Source organism: Streptacidiphilus sp. MAP5-3, from assembly GCF_041262505.1.
Taxonomy (GTDB): Bacteria; Actinomycetota; Actinomycetes; order Streptomycetales; family Streptomycetaceae; genus Streptacidiphilus.
In genome coordinates, this window is the sequence record NZ_JBGCCL010000007.1 from 13,686 (window position 1) to 35,063 (window position 21,378).

General features: G+C 71.9%; 22 protein-coding genes. 11 read left to right on the plus strand and 11 right to left on the minus strand.

What is annotated here, in order from left to right; translation table 11 throughout:
- Nucleotides 1-14: 14 nt before the first annotated feature.
- Nucleotides 15-515, minus strand: a complete 501-nt coding sequence (locus ABH928_RS13100) for an adenosine-specific kinase (protein WP_370065578.1) — start codon at nucleotides 513-515, stop codon at nucleotides 15-17.
- A gap of 339 nt (nucleotides 516-854) precedes the next feature.
- Between ABH928_RS13100 and trpS the strand changes: the two genes are divergently transcribed.
- The 5 genes from trpS (at nucleotide 855) to ABH928_RS13125 (ending at nucleotide 4,580) form a co-directional block, all read left to right on the plus strand.
- A complete protein-coding gene (gene trpS / locus ABH928_RS13105) occupies nucleotides 855-1,859 on the plus strand; it encodes a tryptophan--tRNA ligase (RefSeq protein WP_370065580.1) in 1,005 nt (334 codons plus the stop codon).
- 190 nt (nucleotides 1,860-2,049) lie between these two features.
- Nucleotides 2,050-2,694: a hypothetical protein gene (locus ABH928_RS13110; protein ID WP_370065582.1), complete on the plus strand. Its 645-nt coding sequence runs from the start codon at nucleotides 2,050-2,052 to the stop codon at nucleotides 2,692-2,694.
- Nucleotides 2,695-2,759: 65 nt separating this feature from the next.
- Nucleotides 2,760-3,146, plus strand: a complete 387-nt coding sequence (locus ABH928_RS13115; protein ID WP_370065584.1) for an MmcQ/YjbR family DNA-binding protein — start codon at nucleotides 2,760-2,762, stop codon at nucleotides 3,144-3,146.
- 120 nt (nucleotides 3,147-3,266) lie between these two features.
- On the plus strand, nucleotides 3,267-4,019 hold the full coding sequence (locus ABH928_RS13120) for an SDR family NAD(P)-dependent oxidoreductase (RefSeq protein WP_370065586.1): 753 nt from the start codon (nucleotides 3,267-3,269) through the stop codon (nucleotides 4,017-4,019).
- A gap of 84 nt (nucleotides 4,020-4,103) precedes the next feature.
- A complete protein-coding gene (locus ABH928_RS13125) occupies nucleotides 4,104-4,580 on the plus strand; it encodes a hypothetical protein (RefSeq protein ID WP_370065588.1) in 477 nt (158 codons plus the stop codon).
- Nucleotides 4,581-4,610: 30 nt separating this feature from the next.
- Here the strand turns inward: ABH928_RS13125 and ABH928_RS13130 are convergent, their stop codons facing one another.
- Nucleotides 4,611-5,579, minus strand: coding sequence for a D-2-hydroxyacid dehydrogenase family protein (locus ABH928_RS13130; RefSeq protein WP_370065589.1), 969 nt, complete (start codon nucleotides 5,577-5,579; stop codon nucleotides 4,611-4,613).
- 46 nt (nucleotides 5,580-5,625) lie between these two features.
- Nucleotides 5,626-6,018: a hypothetical protein gene (locus tag ABH928_RS13135; RefSeq protein WP_370065591.1), complete on the minus strand. Its 393-nt coding sequence runs from the start codon at nucleotides 6,016-6,018 to the stop codon at nucleotides 5,626-5,628.
- Between the two features lie 37 nt (nucleotides 6,019-6,055).
- On the opposite strand from ABH928_RS13135, the gene ABH928_RS13140 reads away from it, so the two are divergent.
- Nucleotides 6,056-6,202: a hypothetical protein gene (locus ABH928_RS13140; protein ID WP_370065593.1), complete on the plus strand. Its 147-nt coding sequence runs from the start codon at nucleotides 6,056-6,058 to the stop codon at nucleotides 6,200-6,202.
- Between the two features lie 240 nt (nucleotides 6,203-6,442).
- Here the strand turns inward: ABH928_RS13140 and ABH928_RS13145 are convergent, their stop codons facing one another.
- A complete protein-coding gene (locus ABH928_RS13145; RefSeq protein ID WP_370065595.1) occupies nucleotides 6,443-7,291 on the minus strand; it encodes a TrmB family transcriptional regulator in 849 nt (282 codons plus the stop codon).
- A 177-nt stretch (nucleotides 7,292-7,468) separates the two neighbouring features.
- Complete coding sequence (gene fusA, locus ABH928_RS13150) at nucleotides 7,469-9,580, minus strand: elongation factor G (protein WP_370065597.1); 2,112 nt, start codon at nucleotides 9,578-9,580, stop codon at nucleotides 7,469-7,471.
- Between the two features lie 385 nt (nucleotides 9,581-9,965).
- Here fusA and ABH928_RS13155 point away from each other — a divergent pair, with 385 nt between their 5' ends.
- Nucleotides 9,966-11,045 (plus strand): hypothetical protein, encoded by a 1,080-nt coding sequence (locus ABH928_RS13155; RefSeq protein WP_370065599.1) that lies wholly within the window; start codon nucleotides 9,966-9,968, stop codon nucleotides 11,043-11,045.
- Between the two features lie 163 nt (nucleotides 11,046-11,208).
- Nucleotides 11,209-11,478 (plus strand): hypothetical protein, encoded by a 270-nt coding sequence (locus tag ABH928_RS13160; RefSeq protein WP_370065601.1) that lies wholly within the window; start codon nucleotides 11,209-11,211, stop codon nucleotides 11,476-11,478.
- Nucleotides 11,479-11,502: 24 nt separating this feature from the next.
- Here the strand turns inward: ABH928_RS13160 and ABH928_RS13165 are convergent, their stop codons facing one another.
- The 4 genes from ABH928_RS13165 to ABH928_RS13180 all read right to left on the minus strand — a co-directional run bounded on the left by ABH928_RS13165 (nucleotide 11,503) and on the right by ABH928_RS13180 (nucleotide 13,491).
- Nucleotides 11,503-11,901: a hypothetical protein gene (locus ABH928_RS13165; RefSeq protein WP_370065603.1), complete on the minus strand. Its 399-nt coding sequence runs from the start codon at nucleotides 11,899-11,901 to the stop codon at nucleotides 11,503-11,505.
- A 159-nt stretch (nucleotides 11,902-12,060) separates the two neighbouring features.
- A complete protein-coding gene (locus tag ABH928_RS13170; protein ID WP_370065605.1) occupies nucleotides 12,061-12,327 on the minus strand; it encodes a DUF6295 family protein in 267 nt (88 codons plus the stop codon).
- A 31-nt stretch (nucleotides 12,328-12,358) separates the two neighbouring features.
- Nucleotides 12,359-13,102 (minus strand): dienelactone hydrolase family protein, encoded by a 744-nt coding sequence (locus ABH928_RS13175; RefSeq protein WP_370065607.1) that lies wholly within the window; start codon nucleotides 13,100-13,102, stop codon nucleotides 12,359-12,361.
- 59 nt (nucleotides 13,103-13,161) lie between these two features.
- Complete coding sequence (locus tag ABH928_RS13180) at nucleotides 13,162-13,491, minus strand: DUF1330 domain-containing protein (RefSeq protein WP_370065609.1); 330 nt, start codon at nucleotides 13,489-13,491, stop codon at nucleotides 13,162-13,164.
- Between the two features lie 159 nt (nucleotides 13,492-13,650).
- On the opposite strand from ABH928_RS13180, the gene ABH928_RS13185 reads away from it, so the two are divergent.
- Nucleotides 13,651-14,676, plus strand: coding sequence for a deoxyribonuclease IV (locus ABH928_RS13185; RefSeq protein ID WP_370065611.1), 1,026 nt, complete (start codon nucleotides 13,651-13,653; stop codon nucleotides 14,674-14,676).
- On the opposite strand, the gene ABH928_RS13190 is transcribed toward ABH928_RS13185, so the two are convergent.
- Nucleotides 14,665-15,615: a sigma-70 family RNA polymerase sigma factor gene (locus ABH928_RS13190; RefSeq protein WP_370065613.1), complete on the minus strand. Its 951-nt coding sequence runs from the start codon at nucleotides 15,613-15,615 to the stop codon at nucleotides 14,665-14,667. The two genes, ABH928_RS13185 and ABH928_RS13190, sit on opposite strands and share 12 nt — an antisense overlap.
- Nucleotides 15,616-15,867: 252 nt before the next feature.
- Between ABH928_RS13190 and ABH928_RS13195 the strand changes: the two genes are divergently transcribed.
- Both ABH928_RS13195 and ABH928_RS13200 read left to right on the plus strand, forming a co-directional pair.
- The gene (locus tag ABH928_RS13195) at nucleotides 15,868-18,225 is read left to right on the plus strand and encodes a molybdopterin cofactor-binding domain-containing protein (protein WP_370065615.1); all 2,358 of its coding nucleotides are present in this window, start codon (nucleotides 15,868-15,870) and stop codon (nucleotides 18,223-18,225) included.
- A gap of 49 nt (nucleotides 18,226-18,274) precedes the next feature.
- Nucleotides 18,275-18,751 carry a (2Fe-2S)-binding protein gene (locus ABH928_RS13200; protein ID WP_370065617.1) on the plus strand — a complete coding sequence of 159 codons (477 nt, stop codon included), beginning with the start codon at nucleotides 18,275-18,277 and terminating at the stop codon, nucleotides 18,749-18,751.
- Nucleotides 18,752-18,779: 28 nt separating this feature from the next.
- Here the strand turns inward: ABH928_RS13200 and ABH928_RS13205 are convergent, their stop codons facing one another.
- A complete protein-coding gene (locus tag ABH928_RS13205; protein ID WP_370065619.1) occupies nucleotides 18,780-21,278 on the minus strand; it encodes a polysaccharide lyase 8 family protein in 2,499 nt (832 codons plus the stop codon).
- Between the last annotated feature and the right edge of the window lie 100 nt (nucleotides 21,279-21,378).

Consider the following 21,378-nt stretch of genomic DNA (forward strand, 5'->3'; position numbering starts at 1 on the left):
AGCTTTCAGAGCCTTTAGAGTTTGTAGCCGATCGTCCTGAGCAGCTGCTTGCGCGCGGCGACGTCGGTCTCGGTCTCCTCACCGAGCGGCGGCTCGCCGTCGACCACGCCCACGATGCCGCGGCCCTGCCCGGTCACCGCGACCAGTACCTGGACCGGGTTGGCGGTCGCGCAGTAGAGGCTGCAGACCTCCGGCACGGCCTTGATCGCGTTGAGCACGTTGACCGGGTAGCCCTCGCGGAGCAGCAGGACGAAGCAGTGCCCGGCCCCGATCGCCGTCGCGTTGGCGACGGCCAGCGCGGTCAGCTCGGCGTCGTTGCCGGAACGGCGGACCAGGCGTGGGCCGGAGGCCTCGCAGAAGGCCAGACCGAAGCGCAGGTGCGGACTGATGCCGACCAGCGCCTCGTGCAGGTCCTCGACGGTCTTGATGAAGTGGGACTGGCCGATGACGACGTTGAGGTCGTCCGGCTTGTCCACGCCGACCACCTCGATGCCGACCGCTTCGCTCGATGCCACGCTGTGGGCCCGCCTCTCCTGCCGCGGAAACGTCCCTCGACGACTCCAGCCTGCGGGCCGTGAGTTCCCGGCGCACCTCGGAAGTCCGAACCCCGCCGGGCCCCGGACGCTATGCTTGCCCCATGCATCGTTCTTCGTGCGTGCGTACGACATCGCTGGGTTGGTGGCGCTCCTTCTAGGAGCGGCCGACCCTCACGCACGCATGCCCAGTACGCATGCCAGGGCCGTCCGTCTGGACGGCCCTTCGGTTTCCCCGGTCCCGGTTTCCCAGGCGCGGGTGGCCCGCCGTCCTACGGCCCCTGCCATCCGCACCGCCCAGCGACACCACCGGGAGAAACCATGACCAGCACCGCCACCGCCACCCGCGTGCTCACCGGCGACCGTCCCACCGGTCGGCTGCACCTGGGGCACTACTTCGGCACCTTGCGCAATCGCGTCGCGCTCCAGCGGCAGGGCGCGGACCTCTTCGTCGTGATCGCGGACTACCAGGTGATCACCGATCGCGACGTCGCCGAGGACCTGCCCGGCCATGTCGAGGAGCTGGTCCTCGACTACCTCGCCGTCGGCATCGACCCCGAGCGCGCCACGATCTTCACGCACAGTGCCGTCCCGGCCCTCAACCAGCTGCTGCTGCCGTTCCTCAGCCTGGTCTCCGTCGCGGAGCTGCGCCGCAACCCGACGGTCAAGGACGAGATCGCCCACTCGCGCCAACATGCCGTCAGCGGACTGATGTTCACCTATCCCGTGCACCAGGCGGCCGACATCCTCTTCTGCAAGGCGTCCGTTGTTCCGGTCGGGCAGGACCAGCTGCCACATCTGGAGGTCACCCGGACCGTGGCACGGCGCTTCAACGAGCGCTACGCCTCTGCCGCAGAGCCCGTCTTTCCCGAGCCGGAGGCGCAGCTCTCCGCAGCGCCGCTGCTGCTGGGGACCGACGGCACCAAGATGAGCAAGAGCCGGGGCAACGCGGTCTCGCTGGCGGCGACCGCGGACGAGACGGCCAAGCTGATCCGCGGTGCGGTCACCGACGCCGACCGTCGGATCAGCTACGACCCCGTCGGCCGCCCTGCGGTCTCGTCCCTGGTGCTGCTGGCCGCGCTCTGCGAGGACGTCGATCCGCACCAGGTCGCCGAGGAGATCGGCGACGGCGGCGCGGCGGCGCTGAAGCGGCGGGTCACCGACGCCGTCAACGGCCACCTCGCCCCGATCCGGGCGCGCCGTGCCGAGCTCGCCCGGGACCGTGACGCCGTGCGGGAGGTGCTGCGGCGCGGCAACGCGCGCGCCAACGCCGTGGCCGACGCCACGCTGGACGAAGTCCGCTCGGCGATGAACGCCCGGTACTGACGCCGCCTCGGCCGGCCGGCCGACGCGCCGAGACGGTTCCCCCACATGGCCGTCCGGGGTGGTTCGCCCGGCTGGGTGGCGGAGACTCTGGTGGGAGCGTTCGTCTGCGGAACCCCGGAAACCCTCCGAGCTCGGGACGGGCGTTTCCGCAGGGACGCTGCGGAATCACTGCACACACTGGAGTAGTACCGTGGCACGCGCTCTCTCGCTCACCCCGTCGTCCAACGCCCAGACCACCACCGGCCAGACCTCCAGCGGCCAGACCTCCGCCGACGTCGTCACCGCCCCTCCCGGGCACGACTGGGCCGCCTCGCTGGTCCACACCGCTGTTGCGAACCGGCCGGTGGAGGAGGTGGCACAGCTCTTCGCGATCCTCGACTCCGCGGGTGAGATGGGCTCACCGAGCCCGGCCTGCGCGATCGCCGCAGGCCGCCCGTTGGAGGACGTGTCGCGACTACTTGCGTCACTCGACGGCGCTCAACAGGCGAGAGGACACGAGATCCTGTGTGCGGCGGTGGTCCACCGGCCGATAGCGGATGTCGCGTTCCTGGTCGGCTCACTGGCGGACGGGCCCGCCGTCGCCGCCGTGGAGAGCGCGCTGCGCATCGCCGCCGTGCACCGGCCGCTGGACGACGTGGTCGCCCTGGCCCGCGCGCTCACTGTTGACAAGGCCATGATCGACAAGCCCCAGGCTGACCAGTCCCCGGTCGACAGGTCCGCGATCGAGAAGGGCAAGGGCGAGGGGAAGGCCAAGGCCGACAACGGTGCGGTGAAGCCCGTGACTGCGCCGGAGGACAGCGGCCGACGCGGTTTCCTCGGCGGCAAGCGCGGCTGACGCGCACTCCGGAGTCCGGAGCTGCGGCCCGGGCGCGGCCGGTCGGACGGACCTAGACTCGCTCCATGGCGACCTGGGACGACGTCCGCCGGATCGCGCTCGGGCTGCCCGGCACCAGCGAGCGCCCCTCGCGCGACCATGCGCACTGGTGGGTCGGGGACAAGGGGTTCGTCTGGGAGCGCCCGCTGCGCTCCACCGACCTGGCCGCGCTCGGCGCGGCGGCGCCGGAAGGGCCGGTCCTGGGCGTCCGGGTGCCCGATCTCGGCGTCAAGACGGCGCTGGTCGAGCAGGGCGGCGACGTCTACTTCACCACCCCGCACTTCGACGGCTACCCGGCGGTCCTGGTCCAGCTCGACCACATCGACGTCCAGGAGCTGACGGAACTGATCACCGAGGCCTGGCTGGACCGCGCGCCGAAGAAGCTGGTCAAGGAGTACCTGGCCGCGGACTGAGCCGCCGCGGACTGAGCCGGGGGTCGATCAGCAGTCAGATCCCGGCAGCCGGAGCATCTGTGGAACTCATCTGTGGAACTCTGGGGCCGAGAAAGATCGACTCGGCCGCGGAGGTACGCGATGCAGGACGCGACGCAGGACGCGAAGCAGCAGGTCACAGTGGTCACCGGCGGAAGCCGTGGCATCGGCGCGGCGATCTGCGAACGGCTCGCCGTCGACGGTCACGACATCGTCGTCGGTTACCGCTCCGACCGGGCCGCCGCCGAGAAGGTCGCCGACGCCGTCCGCGGCGCGGGACGCCGCGCGCTGACCGTCGCGGTCGACACCGGGGACGAGGCCGCCGTCGACGCGCTCTTCGACGCCGCCGCCCGGGAACTCGGCCCGGTGACGGGGCTGGTCAACAACGCGGGCGAAAGCGGGCCGAACGGCCGTCTGGCCGACGCCGACGTGGACGGCCTGCGCCGCGCGCTGGACACCAACGTCCTCGGCTACCTGCTCTGCGCCCGCCGGGCGATCCGGGACATGACCGCGAACGGCGGCGGCGCGATCGTCAACATCTCCTCGGCCGCGGCTACCCTCGGCAGCCCCGGCCAGTACGTCCACTACGCGGCGTCGAAGGCGGCCGTGGACGCGATGACGATCGGGCTGGCCAAGGAGGTCGCGCAGGACGGCATCCGCGTCAACTGCGTTGCTCCGGGCGTTATTTGGACCGAGTTCCACGCCGATCCGGAGCGTCCCGCCAAGCTGGCGTCCACCATCCCGATGGGGCGCTCGGGCGATCCGGCCGAGATCGCGGGCGCGGTCTCCTGGTTGATGTCGGCCGACGCCTCCTTCACCACGGGCGCGGTGCTGCGCGTCGCCGGAGGGATGTAGCTGCTGGACGGAGCTGCGGGAGGTAGTGCGGGCGGGAGCGGCTTACGGTGGGGAACGGGGCCAGTCGACCGAGGCGGTGCCGGGATGGAGCAGGAGCGGGCGGAGCGGTTGGTGGCCGCGTTGCGGGCACGCGGAGTGATGGCCCACCTCGCCGACCTCGGCGTGTACGCGTACGCGGTGCGCGTGCTGCTCCCCGACGACGAAGGCGAGGCGATCTGGGACAGCAGCGACGCGCTGGGCCTGGAGGCCGAGGTGCTGCAGGACGGCGTGCTCATGGGCTTGGTCCCGCACGTCCCCGGCTCGGAGGACATGAGCGAGGACCAGCTGATCGAGGTGATCGCCACCACCGAGTACGAGCGCGAGGGCCTGTACCCGCCGAAGGACGCCGCAGGCCGGCCGGTCGCGCCGCCGAGGTCGGCGGCGTCGAACGCGGGGGCGTCGAATGGAGCCCCGTCGAACGCGGACGCGCCCAGTGCGGAGGGGTTGACCGACGGGCCGGTCTCGCACCGGGGGCCGAAGCGGCACTGGTGGTCGCGCGGGTCGGGCGGGTCGGGTTCCTGAGCGCTCGGCGCCCGTTCCGTGTCCGGGCGGTCAGCCCTTGCCGAGCGTGCGCACGGGTGCGCCGTCGAGGAAGGCGGCGATGTCCTCGACTCCCTCGGTGAAGAAGCGCGTGTAGTTCCGCTCGGTCACGTAGCCGATGTGCGGCGTCGCCAGCAGGTTGGGCAGCGTGCGGAAGGGGTGGTCCGCCGGGAGCGGCTCGATGTCGAACACGTCGACGGCCGCGCCCGCGATCCAGCCCTCGCGGAGCGCCCGGGCCAGCGCGTCCTGGTGGACGACGGCCGCGCGCGAGGTGTTGACCAGGTAGGCGGTGGGGCGCATCCGCCGCAGCTCGGGCGCGCCGACAAGGCCGCGGGTCCGCTCGCTCAGCACCAGATGGACGGAGAGGAAGTCGCTGGTCTCCAGCAGCTCCTCCTTGCTCGCGGCAAGCGCGACGCCCTCCGCGCCGGCCCGTTCCGCGGTGAGGTTCTGGCTCCAGGCGGAGACCTCCATACCGAACGCCTGCCCCACCTTGGCCACCCGCGAGCCGATCCTGCCGAGCCCGAGCAGGCCGAGCCGTCGGCCGTACAGGTCCGTGCCGACCGTCTGCTGCCACGGACCGCCCGACCGCAGGGCGTCGTTCTCCGTCGTGACCTGCCGGGCCAGGCCCAGCAGCAGCGCCCAGGTGAGCTCGGCCGGGGGTTCTGCGGAGCCGGCCGTCCCGCAGACGGTGACGCCGTGCCGCGCCGCCGCGTCGAGGTCGACCGAGGCGTTGTGCATCCCGGAGGTGACCAGCAACCGCAGCCGGGGCAGGCGCGCGAACAGCTCCGCGTCGAACGGCGTGCGCTCGCGCATGATGAAGACGATCTCGCAGTCGTCTACGGCCTTGACCAGCTCCTCGCGGTCGCTGATGTGCCGACGCACCGTCCGCACCTCGACCCGGTCCGTGACGGGGGACCAGTCGGCAGCGGTCAGTGCGACGTTCTGGTAGTCGTCGAGGACGGCACAGCGCAGCTTCTCCATGATCCTGAGCCTAGCCGCGCGGCTGCCCCGTCCCCTGGAGGGTGGCTCACTTCGTGTAGGTGACCGTGAAGTCGGCGTTGCTGCTGTTGGCGATCGGGGTGACCGTCACCGTGCCGTGGGCGCCCGCCAGCCTGCCGGTGCCGCTGGTGATCGGGAAGGTCATCGGGGCAGTGGAGTTCTGGCTGGTCGCCAGGTTCTGCGTGGAGTTGTCGGAGATCAGCATCGACCCGTCCGCCATGGCGATCTGGGCCGAGCAGGTGGCGGTGGCCGGAGCCTTGGTGATCAGGCAGTAGAGGTGGTCGGTGCCGACCGCGGTGGAGCCGTGCGAGGTGTGGTTGCCGAGGTAGTCGGTGTCCGTGGACACCACGTAGCTGCCGAGCGTGGGCGCGGTGCTCGGGTTGGTCACCACCGTCCCGTCGGGCGCGTACAGGTTGGACATCTCCGCGACGCTGTAGAGGCGCAGGGTGGTGGTGGTCGTGCCGGACCCGCTCCCGCTGGACGAGGGCGCGGGCATCGGGCTGGACGACGTGGAACCGGACGACGTCGAGCTGGACGGCATGGAACTGGACGGCATGGAACTGGACGACATCGAGGTGGACGACATCGAACTGGACGACGGGTAGGCAGAGGCGGAGCTGGAGGCGTTGGGCGTCGAGGACGCGCTTCCGGCCGCGAGTACGAAGGCGCCTGCGGCGAGCGCGGCTGCTGTTGCCGCGTAGCGGGGGTAACGCGAGTGGCTTCTCATCGGGTCCTCCCAGATGGACGGGCAGACCCCTCGCACCATTCTCCCGCGCCCGCCCCCGGCCCGCGCGCCGCGCGTCGGACGGCGCACGTCAGTCCGGGCCGGGCTGGGCAGGCGGGCGCTACGCCGCGAACGGTGTCGCGTGGTCCCAGAGGCGGGCGAACGACTCCGCCAACTCCTCGACGGCGGGCGGGAGATCGATCAACAGCACCGGGCCGCCGGCCGTCGCCGGGTCCGCGGCGGGGAGCGTCAGCAGGGCGCGGGCGCTGTCGGTGAGGATCATCCGGGTCTCCACGCTGTCGGTGACCCGTGCCTCCTCGCCTGCGGCGACGTAGGCGGCGGCCTGGCGCACGAGCGCGGGGTCGTCGAGCAGGTCGGAGTGGTAGACGCAGCGGACGATCCCGCCCGAGCCGGTCAGCGTACGGACCCGGCGGATCCAGTCCGGGTCGTCGAGGCCTTCGAACGGCGGGCGGGCGGTGGCCAGGACCGAGTGCATCGCGTAGTCCCGCCAGTGCTCCATGCGCGCCAGCGCGATCCGTCCGGTGTCCCGGTCTGCGTCGACGGCGGCGGCCTTCGTGTCCCGGCGTCCCGCGCGGCGGGCGGCGGCGCGGGCGCACTGCCAGGCCCGGCGCAGGTCGGCCACCAGGTCGGCGGCGATCGACTCCAGCCGGACCAGGTTCTCCCGCTGCGCGCCGAGCAGCACGGCGCTCGCGTCGAGGGGGTCCACTGCGTGGAAGACGGCGGGCTTGGCCGGGCTCTTGGTCACCAGGCCCTGGTCGATCAGTGACTCCAGCACGTCGTAGACGCGTTGCCGGGGCACCCGAGCCTCCTCCGACAACTCGGCCGCCGTGGCCTGCGCGACGCGGGCCAGCGCGGCGTAGACCCTTGCCGCGTACGGGGGCAGGCCAAGGGACTCGAGGGCCCGCTCGGCGGGCCCTTCGGCCAGGATGGAAGGGACCGTGAGTGACATGTCCAAGTCATATCAGAATGACCCTGCCGGTTGCCAACCGTGAGCAGTCTGTCACACCACGCACGGGTGTGGGGTGGCGATGTGGGGTGGATGCGTGAACCTTGTGAGAACTTGTGAGAATCCGTCAAGTCACCGGCCCGCCCCCGTCGGAGGGGGCGGGCCGGTGATCACGCAGCGTTACGGCGCCGGGGCGTAGCCGGTGGGCCGGCTGGTGAAGGTGCCGCGGCCCTGGGTGCGGCTGCGGAGCCGGGTCGCGTAGCCGAAGAGCTCGGCCAGCGGCACCGTCGCCGTCACCACCGCCGTGCCCGTCCGCGCCGCCCCGCCGGTCACCCGGCCGCGTCGGGCGGCCAGATCACCGAGGACGGCGCCGACCGCGTCGTCCGGGACGGTCACGGTGACCTCGACCACGGGCTCCAGCAGGATCGGCGCGGCCTGCCGTAGCGCCTCGCGTAGGGCGAGGCGTCCGGCGGTGCGGAACGCCAACTCCGAGGAGTCCTTCACATGGGTCGCCCCGTCGGTCAGGGTGACCCGCACACCCGTCACCGGGTGGCTGCCGAGGGGACCGTCCGCGAGCGCGTCGCGGCAGCCCGCCTCGACGGCGCGGACGAACTCCTGCGGGACCCGGCCGCCGACCACGGCGGAGGAGAAGGCGAACTCCTCGCCCTGCTCCGCCGGTTCGACGTCCAGCACCACCTGGGCGAACTGACCCGAGCCGCCGTCCTGTTTGGCGTGCCGGTAGGTCAGCCCGGTGACCGGACGCGTCACCGTCTCGCGGAAGGCCACCTGCGGGCGGCCCACGACCACCTCCAACTCCCGTTCCCTGCGGATCTTCGTAGCCGCCACCTCCAGGTGCAGTTCGCCCATCCCGGACAGCACCGTCTGACCCGTCTCCGGATCGGTGCGGACCGACAGTGACGGGTCCTCCTCGATCAACCGAGCCAGCGCCGTCGCCAGTCGGTCGGCGTCGGCGGAGCGGCGCGGCTCGATCGCGACCGTCACCACCGGGACGGCCACGCTCGGCGGTTCCAGCACCAGCGGCGCGTTCGGCGCGCACAGGGTCGCCCCGGCCCGTGCCGAACGGGGACCGATCACGGCGACGATGTCGCCGGCCACGGCCTGCGCCACGTCGACATGCCGGTCCGCCTGGACGCGGAGGATCCGGCCCACCCGCTCGGTACGGCCCGAGGCCGTGTCGAGCACGGTGTCACCCCGGCGCAGCGTCCCCGCGTAGAGGCGCAGGAACGTCAGCCGTCCCGTCGGCGCCGCGTGGACCTTGAAGACCAGCGCGACCAGCGGCGCGTCCGGATCGGCCGGGCGTTCCCCGGTGCTGTCGGTGGCCCCGGCATCGCTCCCGGCAGCCCGGACCGGCGGGAGGTCCGAGGGGGCAGGGAGGTACGCCACGACGGCGTCCAGCAGCGGCTCGACGCCGCGGTTGCGGTAGGCCGAGCCGCAGAGCACCACCACGGCCTCACCGCTGCGGGTGAGGTCGCGCAGCGCTGCGTTCAGCGTCCCGGGGGAGAGGGTGCCGAGGGCACAGAACTCCTCCAGGGCCACCGGGTGCAGCTCGGCCACGGCCTCGGCGAGGCGGTGACGCCTGGCCTCGGCCTCCGGCCGCAGTTGCTCGGGCACCGGGGTGACGAGCATGCCCTCCACCGTTCCGTCTGCCGTTCCGCCCGTCGGGCCGCCCGCAGTCCCGTCCGTCGGGCCGTCCGTCGGGCCGCCCGGCCAGAGCAGCGCCTGCATCCGGACCAGGTCCACCACGCCCGTGAACGCGTCCTCCTGACCGATCGGCAGTTGCACCGCCAGCGGGTTGGGGTGCAGCCGCTGCCGGATGGAGTCCACCGCGGCGTCGAGGTCGGCCCCGGCGCGGTCGAGCTTGTTGACGAAGGCGATCCGCGGCACGCCGTGCCGGTCCGCCTGCCGCCACACCGACTCGCTCTGCGGCTCGACCCCGGCGACGGCGTCGAAGACCGCAACCGCGCCGTCGAGGACCCGGAGCGAGCGTTCGACCTCGTCGGCGAAGTCGACGTGGCCGGGGGTGTCGAGCAGGTTGATCCGGTGCCCGTCCCAGTCGCAGCTGACCGCCGCGGCGAAGATGGTGATGCCGCGGTCGCGCTCCTGCGGGTCGAAGTCGGTGACGGTGGTGCCGTCGTGGACCTCGCCGCGCTTGTGGGTCGCGCCGGTCAGGAAGAGGACGCGCTCGGTGACGGTGGTCTTACCGGCGTCCACATGGGCGAGGATGCCGATGTTGCGGACGCGGGAGAGGTTGCTGATCAGGGTGGTACGCACGGCCGTTGGCCTTTCAGGGAATACCTGGACAGGACGGCGCGATTGCCCGGGACGGGACGCGTCTGAACGCGGGCGTCAGAACTCGGGTGTCTGAACTCGAGTGTCAGGACGCGGGTGTCGTCACCGGGTCCGGTACCGGCCGCGCAGCCGGGACCGGTGCGACGAGGACACCAGAATCACCTCGGACCGGGCGGCCCGGCGGAGGACGGAGAGCATGTCGGCACTACGCTGACGCATGGCCCGGCCCCTCTCGTCTCCTGTGTGTTCGGTTCGTGGTGAGTGTAGGGAAGGGGCCCGCTGCGGGGCATCCGAATATCGCGGGCCGGCCCACGTAGGCAGGCACGAGGGCAGGCGCGCGGGCCGGTGAAGGACGAAGGGGAGCGTCGTGGCGGGCAGTTGGCGGAGGCTGGCGTCGGTGGTGGGCGCGCGGGTGCGGTATCGGCGGCGGAGGGCGCGGATCGCGGTCGTGGTCCTCTTCGTGCTGCTCGGGATCGGCTTCTGCTTTCCGGCGGGCGACGACACCGACCCGCTCGACAACGTGGACTTCTCGATCGCGGTGGTCCTGCTGCTGACCGCCGCGACGCTCTGGGTCTGGCGTGCGCCGAGGGCCGAACTTCCGGCGCTGCGGTGGCGGTTGCGGCAGCGCCGGGTCTGCTGGCGTGGGTCGGTGACGGCACTCTACGGTGCGTGCTTCGGGCTGCTCGGCAACGCGTGGTTCGCGTACCGCCAGGACGGGCTGCCCGACACCGCGAGCATGGCGAGCTACGACCACCTCGGCCAGCTCTCGCGTGCCTCCGGCTCCGTCGGCCTGTGGATGCTGCTGCTCTCGCCCCTTCCCGCCCTGCTGGACGTGCCGCTGTGGCGGTTGATGCCGCGTCAGCTGCGGCGCGCGGCGATGCTGGACCGGGTCACGGAGGAACTGGCCGACCCGCGGCGCAGCCTGGTCCGGGGCGAACTGCCGCAGCAGCACGTGCCGGCGCCGGGCACGCCGGGTAAGCCGCTGCGGTTGGATCCCGCCTCGAAGCAGCACCGGTTGCCGTTCCCGGCCGAGCGGCTTCCGGCGCTGGACTGGGACGGAGAGCTGCTCCGGGTCCGGGTACGGCGCGGGGTCGTCTACGGCTTCCGGGCGGAGGGCCCCGGACCCCGGCCCGCGACCCTGGCCGAGGTCGTCGAGGAGGTCGGGCTCTTCCATCGCCGCTGGATCGTGCTGCTCGACGCCGACGGCGACCGGCTGCTCGTCGTGCGGATCGGGTCCGTGAGCACCCATCTGCGCGCCAACCGGCTCGCGACGCTGGCCGGTCGGGCCAACCTGGCCTTCGCCCAGTACAACCTCGGCTGGACCAAGGACGAGGCGGGCAGCCTCGGGCGCCGCATGTTCCCGCCCGTCCCGCACGCCTGGCGCGTCCGGCGCGCGGCCCGGGCGTTGGCCGCACGGGCGGGGACGGCGGAGCGGGGCTCGGCGTAGCCGTCGGTCGCCGGCTCGTGGAAACCGCTCGTGGAAACCGCTCGTGGAAACCCAAGGTCACGAGGTTGCAACGGCGCCGGTGCGGGGGTGCGCGGTCTGGAAGAGTGCAGATTCATCACATGATCTTCATGGATCCTGCACATCCGGACATCGAGGAGATGCCTTGCTCCGTCGTTCCATAGCCGTCGTCGCCACCGCAGCCGCGCTCGCCCTCGCACCCGCTGCTGCCGCCTCGGCGAGCGGCAGCCTGCCGGCCACCAACACGGCTCACCGCTGCGTCTCCCACACCACAGGTCTCTGTGGCTGGACCCACCGCCAGCGTCCGGCGAACAAGTGGGAGACCGCCCAGTGCCGTGACTACTCGATCAGCTACAGCGCTCACTCCCAGGGCACCTGCTCCTACCACCACGGCGTCCGCTACTGGTTCAAGTAGGAGTTCGGCCGGAGCAGTTCGGAGTCAGGTGGTCGCCGGAGGCTCGGGCGGTATCGGTGGGATCGGTGGTTCGGTCTGTGGTGGTTCGCCGCGGAGGGCGGCGAGGCGGCGGTAGTAGTCGTCGACCTCGATGTCGCCGCGGGCCAGGCGTTCGGCCAGCAGTTGTTCCGCGCTGGGCGCGGCCTGGGCGCGCGGACCCCACTTCGGCGGGCCGGGCCAGCCGCCCGGTCCGGGGGCGGTACCGGGTCCGCTCTGGTGCGCCTGCTGCGCGTTCCAGCGCGAGCGGCGGGCCATGAAGCGGACCAGCAGCACGATGATGATCAGCAGCAGCACCCAGAAGATCACCATCGTGATCACCGGGAAGATCCACAGGCCCCCGTGGTGCGGGCCCCCGTAGCGTCCATACGGTCCGAACGGTCCCATGTCAGTCGCCTGCCCTGCTCGCCCCCGTCCGGCTGACGGGGTGCTGCCTGGCTGATACCCGGTGGCGGGCCGGTATCGATGAAGGCTGGATGAGAAAGCACAGGAAAACGCCGGGGGTGCGCATCGTGACGCGCACCCCCGGCGGTTCAGCCTGTCGGCTCAGGTGAGCAGTTCCTCCGGAACCGCCGCCAGCGCCTCCTGGATCGCCGCGACCAGACGCCGCGCGGACTCCGCCGTCAGCTCCAGCGCGACCCGGGACGCCGGGTCACGGGACGGGTCGGCGAAGTCGATGTTGAGCGTGTGCTCGTGCATCGCGTGGACGGGGTGGTCGTAGTAGACCGTCGCGTCCGTGACGTGGAGCCAGGAGCCGCCCGGCCCCTTGCCGCTGCCGTCGATCTCGGCCTTGACGGTGGTGTACGTGCACATGGTCCGAACTCCTGCTCAGTTGCTCAAACGCTCAGTTACCGAGGTGGGCGGCGTAGAAGGCGGCGATCCGCTCCCAGCCGTCGTTGACCGCGGCCACGTTGTACGACGGACGGTCCACGGCGAAGAACGCGTGGCCCGCGCCCTCGTAGCTGTGGAACTCGTGCGGCTTGTCGTCCTTGGTCAGCAGCTGGTCCAGCTCCTCGACCTGGTCGGGGGAGGGGAACTTGTCCTCCGCGCCGAACAGGCCCAGCAGCGGCGCGCGCAGCTGCGGCAGCTGGGAGACCAGCGAGCGGGCCGAGGTCGGGAAGTCCGCCGGCGGGTCGAGGGTGACGAACGCGCCGTAGCAGTCGACGGCGGCCTGGAGGTCGAGGTGGCAGGCGGCGAGCACGGACTGGCGACCGCCGGAGCAGTAGCCGATCACGCCGATCTTGCCGTTGGAGTGCGGCAGCGCCCGCAGGTACGCGGCGGCGCCGCCGACGTCGCCGACCAGGCGGTCGTCCGGCACACCGCCGTTGGCGCGGGCCACGGCTGCGGCGTCGTCCGGCGCCGCGCCGGGCGCCTCACGGGAGTAGAGGTTGGGGCAGAGGGCGTCGTAGCCCATCTCGGCGAAGCGCCGGACGATCTCCTTGGTGGCCCGGTCGTATCCGGGCATGTGGTGGATGACCACCACGCCGCCGCGCGAAGCGTCGCCATCGGGGCGGGCCAGGTAGCCCTCGATCTCGTCCCCGTCGTGACCGGGGAAGTGGATCGTGGAAGCGCTCAGGGATCCGTTCATGGCACAGCTATACCACGCGTGCCTGAAGTCTCCGTTCGGTGAGGGTGAGCGTTTCGCCGTCAGTGGGCGAGGGAGTCGACGCCTCGGTAGCCGGACGGGACGCCCGCGACGAAGGCGGCGTCGGCGTTCATGTGGCGGGTGCGCAGCGGCAGGATCTCCTGGTACGCGGGCGAGGCGTGCCAGGCGCGGAGGTTGTCCTCGTCCGGGAACTCGATCAGGATCACGTCGCGGATGTCGTCCCAGGTGCCCTCGAAGGCCTCGACGTTGCCGCCGTGGATGAGGAACCGGCCGCCGAAGGGGTCGAGGGTGGCGTCGATCCGCCGGAGGTAGTCGACGATGTCCGGGCCGAACTCGACGGAGTGGACAAGGGCGAGGGCGTAGGCGGTCATCTCGGGCTCCGGTTCTCTGCGGTTGGTTCTCGGTGGTTCGGCTCGTTCGTTCCGATGCTTCGAGTCTCCGCGAACGCCGTGGTCGGGGAATCCGTCACGTATCCGTCATGCGGCGGGCCCGGGAACCGGTCGTCCTGCGGAGCGTGGGATGCTGCGGGCATGCACGCCCCGCACGACGTCACCAATACCGCCGCATCCGCCTCCGCAGCTGCCTTCGCCCCCGTGGTCGACCCGGCAGCGCGGCGACGCAACCCGATCGGGGCGCACGTCCCGGTCGCGGGGCGCGGGCTGGTCGGGACCGGGCTCGCCTACGCGGAGCGGATGGGGGCGGAGGCGGTCCAGGTCTTCGTCGCCAACCCGCGCGGCTGGGCCACGCCCGAGGGCGATCCCGCCCAGGACCGGGCGTTCCGTGAGGCCTGCCGGGAGCGCGGCATCCCCGCGTACGTGCACGCGCCGTACCTCATCAACTTCGGTTCGGACACGGCCGCGACCCGTGAGCGGTCCACCGACTCGCTGCGGCACTCACTGCTGCGCGCGCACGCGATCGGCGCGCTGGGCGTGGTGGTCCACACCGGCTCGGCGGTCGGCCGCACCGCGGACGGCGGATCGCGCCGGGCCGAGGCGATGGCCCAGGTCCGCGCGGACGTGCGGCCGCTCTTGGACGAGTTGGACGAGTTGGACGAGCTGCAGGGCGGCGAGGCGGTGCCCTGGCTGCTGCTGGAGCCGACGGCCGGTCAGGGCCAGTCGCTCTGCTCGCGGATCGAGGACCTGGCCGCCTACGCCGACGCGCTGGACCGCCATCCCCGGCTCGGCGTCTGCCTGGACACCTGCCACGCTTTCGCGGCCGGGCACGACCTGGCCGCGCCCGGCGGCGTGACGGAGGCGCTGGACCTGCTGGAGGAGGTCTTCGGTCCGGGGCGGCTGAAGCTGATCCACGCCAACGACTCCAAGGACGTGGTCGGCGCGCGCAAGGACCGGCACGCCAACATCGGCGACGGCCACATCGGCGCGGAGCCGTTCCGGGAGCTGTTCCGGCACCCCGCGACGGACGGGGTGCCGCTGATCCTGGAGACGCCCGACCGCAGCGCCGCGCCCGGCTTCGGGCACGCCGCCGACGTCGAGACGCTGAAGCGGTTGCGCGCCGAGGCCTGGATCAAGGGAACTGACCGGGTGTCAGCTCTCTGACGGCTCAGGGAGATCGAGGACGCCAAGCTCCAACTTCCGCAGTTGCTCCGGCTCGCCGATCACGTTGATCCCGGTGATCCGTGCGTCCGGGCCCTCGGTGAAGCCGAAGGTCAGCACGACCGCGATTCGGCCGAGCGGCGCCATGACCAGCCCGTAGCCGCCGTCGACCAGCGCCTCCTCGGTGACTTGGGCGCGCTCCTTGGAACCGAGCGCCGCCTTGGCGACGATCCGCGCGCCGCTGAGCGAGATCGGATGCGGGGTCGGGCCGGCCGCCGCGTCGGCGCGGATGACCACGTCCGGGTCCAGCAGGGTGACCAGCGCCTCGAAGTCCCCGCCGCGACAGGCCGTCAGATACGCCGACACCACCTCCCGTCGCCGGTCCGGATCCGGCTGCGGGACGACGGTGACGCCCTTGACCCGGCGCCGCGCCCGGCTGGCCAACTGCCGGACGGAGGCCGAGGTGCGCTCCATCATCGGGCTGATGTCGTCGAAGGGGACGGCGAACATGTCGTGCAGCACGAAGGCGAACCGCTCGGCCGGGGTGAGTGTGTCCAGCACCACCAGCATGGCCAGGCTGACCTCGTCGGCCAGCAGCGCCTCCTGCTCCGGATCGGCCGGGCGCTGCTCCGGCGCGGCCTCACGGCCGACGGCGGGTTCGACCACGGCCGCGTCCAGGGCGTCCTCGCGGCGGCGCTCGCGTGAGCGCAGCAGGTTCAGGCAGATGCGCCCGACCGTGGTGGTCAGCCAGCCCGCCAGGTTCTCCACCGGCTCGGCCTCGGGGTCCTGCTCCGTCCGGTTCACGGCCCGGTCCAGCCGCAACCAGGCCTCCTGGACCGCGTCCTCGGCCTCCGCGAGCGAGCCGAGCATCCGGTAGGCGACGGCCCGCAGCCGGGGCCGCTGTTCCTCGAAGCGCCTGCTCAGTTCCTCGCGGTCGTCCACGGACGGCTCCCCTCTTCACGACACGGCGGTGGCCCGGGTCGTGCCTATCACAGCCAGGGCCGCGGGCCTGGCACGTGTTGAACTTCGCCGAGCCGGACCGAAGATCGCACGGGCCGTGGCGCGACGCCGTCAACTGTGCAAAGCTCCAGGTTCGACACCTTACTGGCGCGTAAGAGGCGCACGGCGCGTACGGCTCGGATCGGGTCGCACGGGTGGGAACAGGGTCAAGTGGACGAAGCCGGAGGGGCGTTGATGGGCGACCAGGGGACGGACGGGCGGAGTGGGGCGCCGGGTGTCGGGCGGCGGACCTTTCTGGGATACGTCCTCGCCGCGTCGACGCTGACCGTCGCCGCGCAGTTCGGCGAGAGCGTCGCGGCGCCGCAGCGCGCCTCCGCGGCCGTGCCCGAGTCGGGCCTCCCGGAGGCGGGCATCCCGTCCCTGCCGGAGCCGTCCGAGATCTACGACCTCAACGACATGCTGACCGATGCGGCCCTGCCCACGGCCAATCTGATCAGCATCCAGCTCGGCACCGACGGGACCGCCACGCTTGCCCTGCCCCGCGCCGAGGTCGGGCAGGGCATCACCACCTCCAGCGCCATGATCGTGGCTGAGGAGCTGGACATCCCGCTGAGCCAGGTCCGGATCACCCTGGCCGACGCCCGGCCGGAGCTGCTCTTCAACCAGCTGACCGGTGGGTCCAACACCACCATCTCCACCTTCACCCCGATCCGGGTCGCCGCCGCGATCGCGCGCGGGCGGTTGCTCAACGCCGCCGCGCTGGCGCTCGCCGAGCCGATCGACACGCTGACCACCGCCCTCGGCGTGGTGACCGCAGCCAGCGGCGCGAAGATGACGTACGGTCAGCTCGCCACGGCGGCAGCCTCGGTGAGCACGACGGCGGTCTCGGTCACGCTCAAGGACGCCAAGGACTTCACCCTCGTCGGTACGCCGCAGGGCCGGATCGACGCGCTGGACGCGGTCACCGGACGCAAGCAGTTCGCGATGGACCTGCAGGTCGAGGGCGCGCTTCCGAGCATGGTGTGCCGTCCGCCGACGATCAACGGCACGGTCGTCTCGGTGCAGAACCAGGGCGCCGTGCTGGCCATGCCCGGGATCACCGACGTGGCCGTGATCTCCACCGGCGTCGCCGTGCGCGGCGCGACCTTCGGGCAGTGCATCGACGCGGTGCGTGCGCTGCAGGTCACCTGGGGCCCGGGGACGGAGGACCACTCCTCGGACGCCACCGTGCTCGCCGAGCTGGCCGCCGCCGAACTGCCGCTGGTCGTACCGCCGTTGCCGCTGCTGACGCAGGCGGTCGACGAGCGGTTCACCTTCCACTTCGCCAGCAACAGCGCGCTGGAGCCCAACTGCGCGGTCGCCGACGTCCGTTCGGACCGGGCGGAGATCTGGGCCTCGCTCAAGTCGCCCATCGTGGCGCAGGAGGCGATCGCGGCCGACCTCGGTCTGCCGGTCTCGGCGGTCACCGTCCACGTGGTCCAGGGCGGCGGGTCGTTCGGGCGCAAGCTCTTCTTCGACGCGGCCCGCGAGGCGGCCGAGATCTCGAAGGCCATGGGCAAGCCGGTCCGGCTGATGTGGCACCGCACCGACGACTTCCGGCAGGGCCGCAGCCACCCGATGTCGACCTCCCGGGTCCGGGCGACCTACTCGCTCGGCGAGGTGATCAGTTACGAGCAGCGACACACCTCGGTGGCGACCGACTTCAGTCACGGGCTCGGTGAGATCATCACCGCGCTGGTCGCCAAGCTCCCGGTCGGCGACATCGGCTTCTCGGAGACCATCTTCGAGCTGACCCAGCAGACGCCCTACAACTTCGGCGTGACGACGCAGCTGCTCAGCGAGGTCGACAAGGGCTTCAACACCGGCAGCATGCGCAACATCTACTCGCCCAACGTGCGCTGCGCCCAGGAGTTGGTGGTCGACAAGCTGGCCGCCGCGATGAACCAGGACCCGTACGCGTTCCGCCGCTCCTTCCTCAAGGACCAGCGGGCGATCGCGGTGCTGGACACGGTGGCCCGGCAGGGCGACTGGGGCCGGACGATGGCCCCCGGCACCGCCCAGGGCATCGCGCTGCACGCGGAGTACCACGGCTTCGTCGCGATGCTGGTGGAGATCGACTGCACGGCGGCGACCGTCGACCGGAAGATCCCGGACGCGTACACCGGGCCGCGGGTGACCAAGGCGGTCTGCGCCGTCGACGTCGGCCTGGCCGTCAACCCGCTGGGCCTGAAGGCGCAGATGATGGGCGGCATCATGGACGGCATCGCGCTGACCCTGAGCTCCTCCCTGCACCTTACGAACGGCGTCTTCCAGGAGGGGAGTTGGGACAACTACTTCTACACCCGGCAGTGGAACGTCCCGAACGACCTGGAGATCGTGGTGATGCCGCCGACCACCGGCCAGCCGGGCGGCGCCGGCGAGTTCGGTGTGGCGGCGTCGATGGCGGCCGTGGCGTGCGCCTACGCGCGGGCGACCGGGACGTTTCCCACCACCTTCCCGATCAACCACGACCAGCCGCTGGGCTTCACGCCGCTGCCCACCGTGCCGCCGATCCCGCAGTCGCCCACCGACGGCCTCAGCCGCGCGTACTGACGGCTCGTCAGCCCTGCTTCGAACGATCTGAACAAGGAGAGTTCCGTTCATGCCCCAGCACACCTTCGTCCTCAACGGTAAGCAGGTCACCGTGGACGTCGAGGACGACGTGCGCCTGCTCTGGGTGCTGCGCGACATCCTGGGCGTGCGGGGGCCCAAGTACGGCTGCGGGCTCGGCGTCTGCCAGGCGTGCACCAGCCACCTCAACGGCAAGGCGGTGAACCTCTGCTGCATCCCCGTCTCCGACGTGGCGTCGACGGACGAGGTCACCACCATCGAGGGCCTGCCCGCCACCGTGGGCAAGGACCTGCACCCGATGCAGGAGGCCTGGCTGGAGATGGACGTCCCGCAGTGCGGCTACTGCCAGCCGGGGCAGATCATGGCGGCCGTCGCCAAGGTCCTGGAGGCGCGCGCCGCAGGCCACGAGATCGGCGACGCGGACTTCGACGAGATCCGGAACATCTGCCGCTGCGGGACCTACGTCCGCATCCGCGAGGCGATCCTCTCGGCGGCGGACAAGTTCTGACCGCCGCCGGGGGTCCGAACCCGTTCTCTCACAGGCGGAGCCGGGCGGTGCGGGTGGTGCCTGGCAGGCCCTGGGCGAGGTCCAGCGTGATCGTCGCTGCGCCGTCGGCCACCCGGACCCGGACGCCTGGGTCGTCGCCGAAGCCGCCGCGGATCCGGCCGAAGCCGGTCACGGTGACGGTGAGCGTGGACTGGGTGCAGGTGGGGTCGCTCATCGCGACCGAGAGCGCGGCTCCTCTGCGCCGCACCAGCACCGAGGCGGGACCGCTGACCGTGAGGCCGACGCCCGTGCCGGCGGTGAAGAAGTTGGCCGCCGTCAGGTCCTGCTGCCGGTCCCGGATCGCCTGCAGGTCGGCCGAGTTGGCCGGCACCTCGACCAGCGGACGGGCCGCCCGCCGCGCGGTGGTGCGGGCGTCCGCGCCGGGCAGCAGGACGTAGGCGTACTGCGCGTCGGTCGGGTTCACGCCGTGGTCGAGCCAGAGCGTGAGGTAGGTGTTGGTGTAGGGCGTGGAGGTTCCGCCGGTGCTGGGGCCGTTGTCGATGTCGGCCCAGGCGCCGGTCCGCTGTTCGCGCAGCGCGCGCAGCACGGTGCCGTCCGACGTCCCGCCCGGCAGCTGGACGTAGCCGCCGACGCCGTCCAGGTGCGCCCAGCCCGAGCCGGCCGGGAACGCCGCCGTCCAGCCGAGTGCGGTCGACTGCGCGGTGCCGTCGACGGTCAGCCGGTTGGTGCCCGTCGGGTGCAGGTTGCGGTTCTCCAGCGTGGTCTCGACGGTGTGGCCGGAGCTGCCGGTGATGCCCGCGCCGAGTGCCACCACGCAGTCGTCGAGGCAGAACCAGGACTTTCGCGCCCGCAGCGGTGAGCCGTACGGCACCAGGTCCAGGCCGACCGCGCCCCACCGGTCGTCCAACACCGCGCCGCCCGCCCAGGTGGTCGGCGGCAAGGTGCCGTTGCCCGCGCTGTTCGGGAGCGGCAGCGTGTCGGCGGTGACGCCGGGGAGCCGGGTGCAGTCGACGGTGGGCCAGTAGTTGTCCGTGTAGTGGCCGTTGTCGTTCGTGTAGAGGTAGGTCGCGCCGTCGCCGGTGTGCCAGCCGCGCTGGTTCTCGCCGTTGATCGCCTCCAGCCGGGCGATCCGGCCGCTGGAGAGCGCGACCGCCCAACCCCAGCCCTCGCGCCGGTGGACCGCGCGCTCGATCGACGGCTGCTGGACGTGGTTCGGCCCCTGCCGCGCCGGGTGGACCAAGGGGTCGTCCAGCACCGACTTGACCAGCGCCATCCGGGCGGGCGAGGCGGTGGCCCTGATCGGCGCGAAGCTCTCGCGGGTGATCCAGCCCTTGGCCAGCGCCTTCCAGCGCTTCTGCTGCTCCCGCGAGCCGACCGGGATCAGCCGCAGCACCGCCTCGGTGATGTCGTGCCCCGCGTCGTGGTCGGTCTCGCCCTGCCGGGAGAGGAACCGGCCGCGCACCACGTCCATCACCAACCCGTCGTACATGTACGGCGCGTAGGTCAGGTCGACGGAGTCGAGGATCACCGCGAAGCCCGGGTCGCTGATCGGCCAGGACGAGCCGGTCAGCAGCAGCGACAGCTGGCTCAGGTCGTTCAGCAGCACGTACGCGTAGTGTCCGTTGTAGGCCACGCTGCCGTGCTGGATGTAGCCCCCGTCGCGGTAGTAGCCGTCGGAGGCGGTGACGTAGGGGTAGATGTCGGAGAGCTTGTCGCGGCCGAGAGCGATCAGCGTGCCGTCCTTGGCCAGGATGCCGCGCAGGATGGTGATCTGGCACAGGTCGGAGCGGTTGGCCCCGGTGCTGACCACGGTGCCCTGCTGCTGGTGGGTGGGGTCCGGCACGAAGTGGGCCACGGTGGCGACGTAGGAGGTGAGATCGGCGCTCGGGACCTGGGTGCCGAGTACGGCGCAGGTGTTGACCAGGTTCTGCGGTGCGGCGATCTCCCAGTGGTACCAGTTGCCGACCTCGGCCGAGGACGGGTTGTAGTACGCCGTGCCGATCAGCCGCAGCGCCTGGACCAGTCGGGCCGCCACGGCCGGGTCCTGGTGGTAGCGCGAACCGGGCGTTCCCCAGGCGACGGCGGCGGCCAGCAGCCGGGCGTAGGTGGCGCTGGCGTTCTCGACGTGGGTGAACGGCAGGTCGGTGTAGACGGACGCCGGGCTCGGGGAGTCGTCGTAGAGCGCGATGTCCGCCGCTGCCGTGGCGTCGACGGTCGCGATCGCGGCGGCGTAGTCGGGGTCGCTCGGATCGACCGCGCTGCCGCCGGTGAGGATGTCGGACCAGACGCCGCGCAGCTGGTCGAACGGGTCCGACGTCGGAGTGGGCGCCGGAGTGGTCGCCGGAGTCGGAGTCGGGGACGGCGTTGCAGGGGGAGCGGCGGCGTCGGCCGGTCCGGCGGCTGCAGCCGCGCCGAGGAGGGCGGCGCCGGTCACCGCGGCGCCGGTGCTGAGGAGGTGTCGGCGCGTCAGCTGCGCGCGACGGATCGTCGTCGGGTCTGTCCCGTCGGTCTCGTCCATGGATGACATGACAGGGCTTCTTCCGAAGCCAGTCAAGGAGTTGGACAGAGTTCATATGCATGAACATCTACTCCGGTCTATGCTGAACGCAGTCCATGTGTGTGAACTT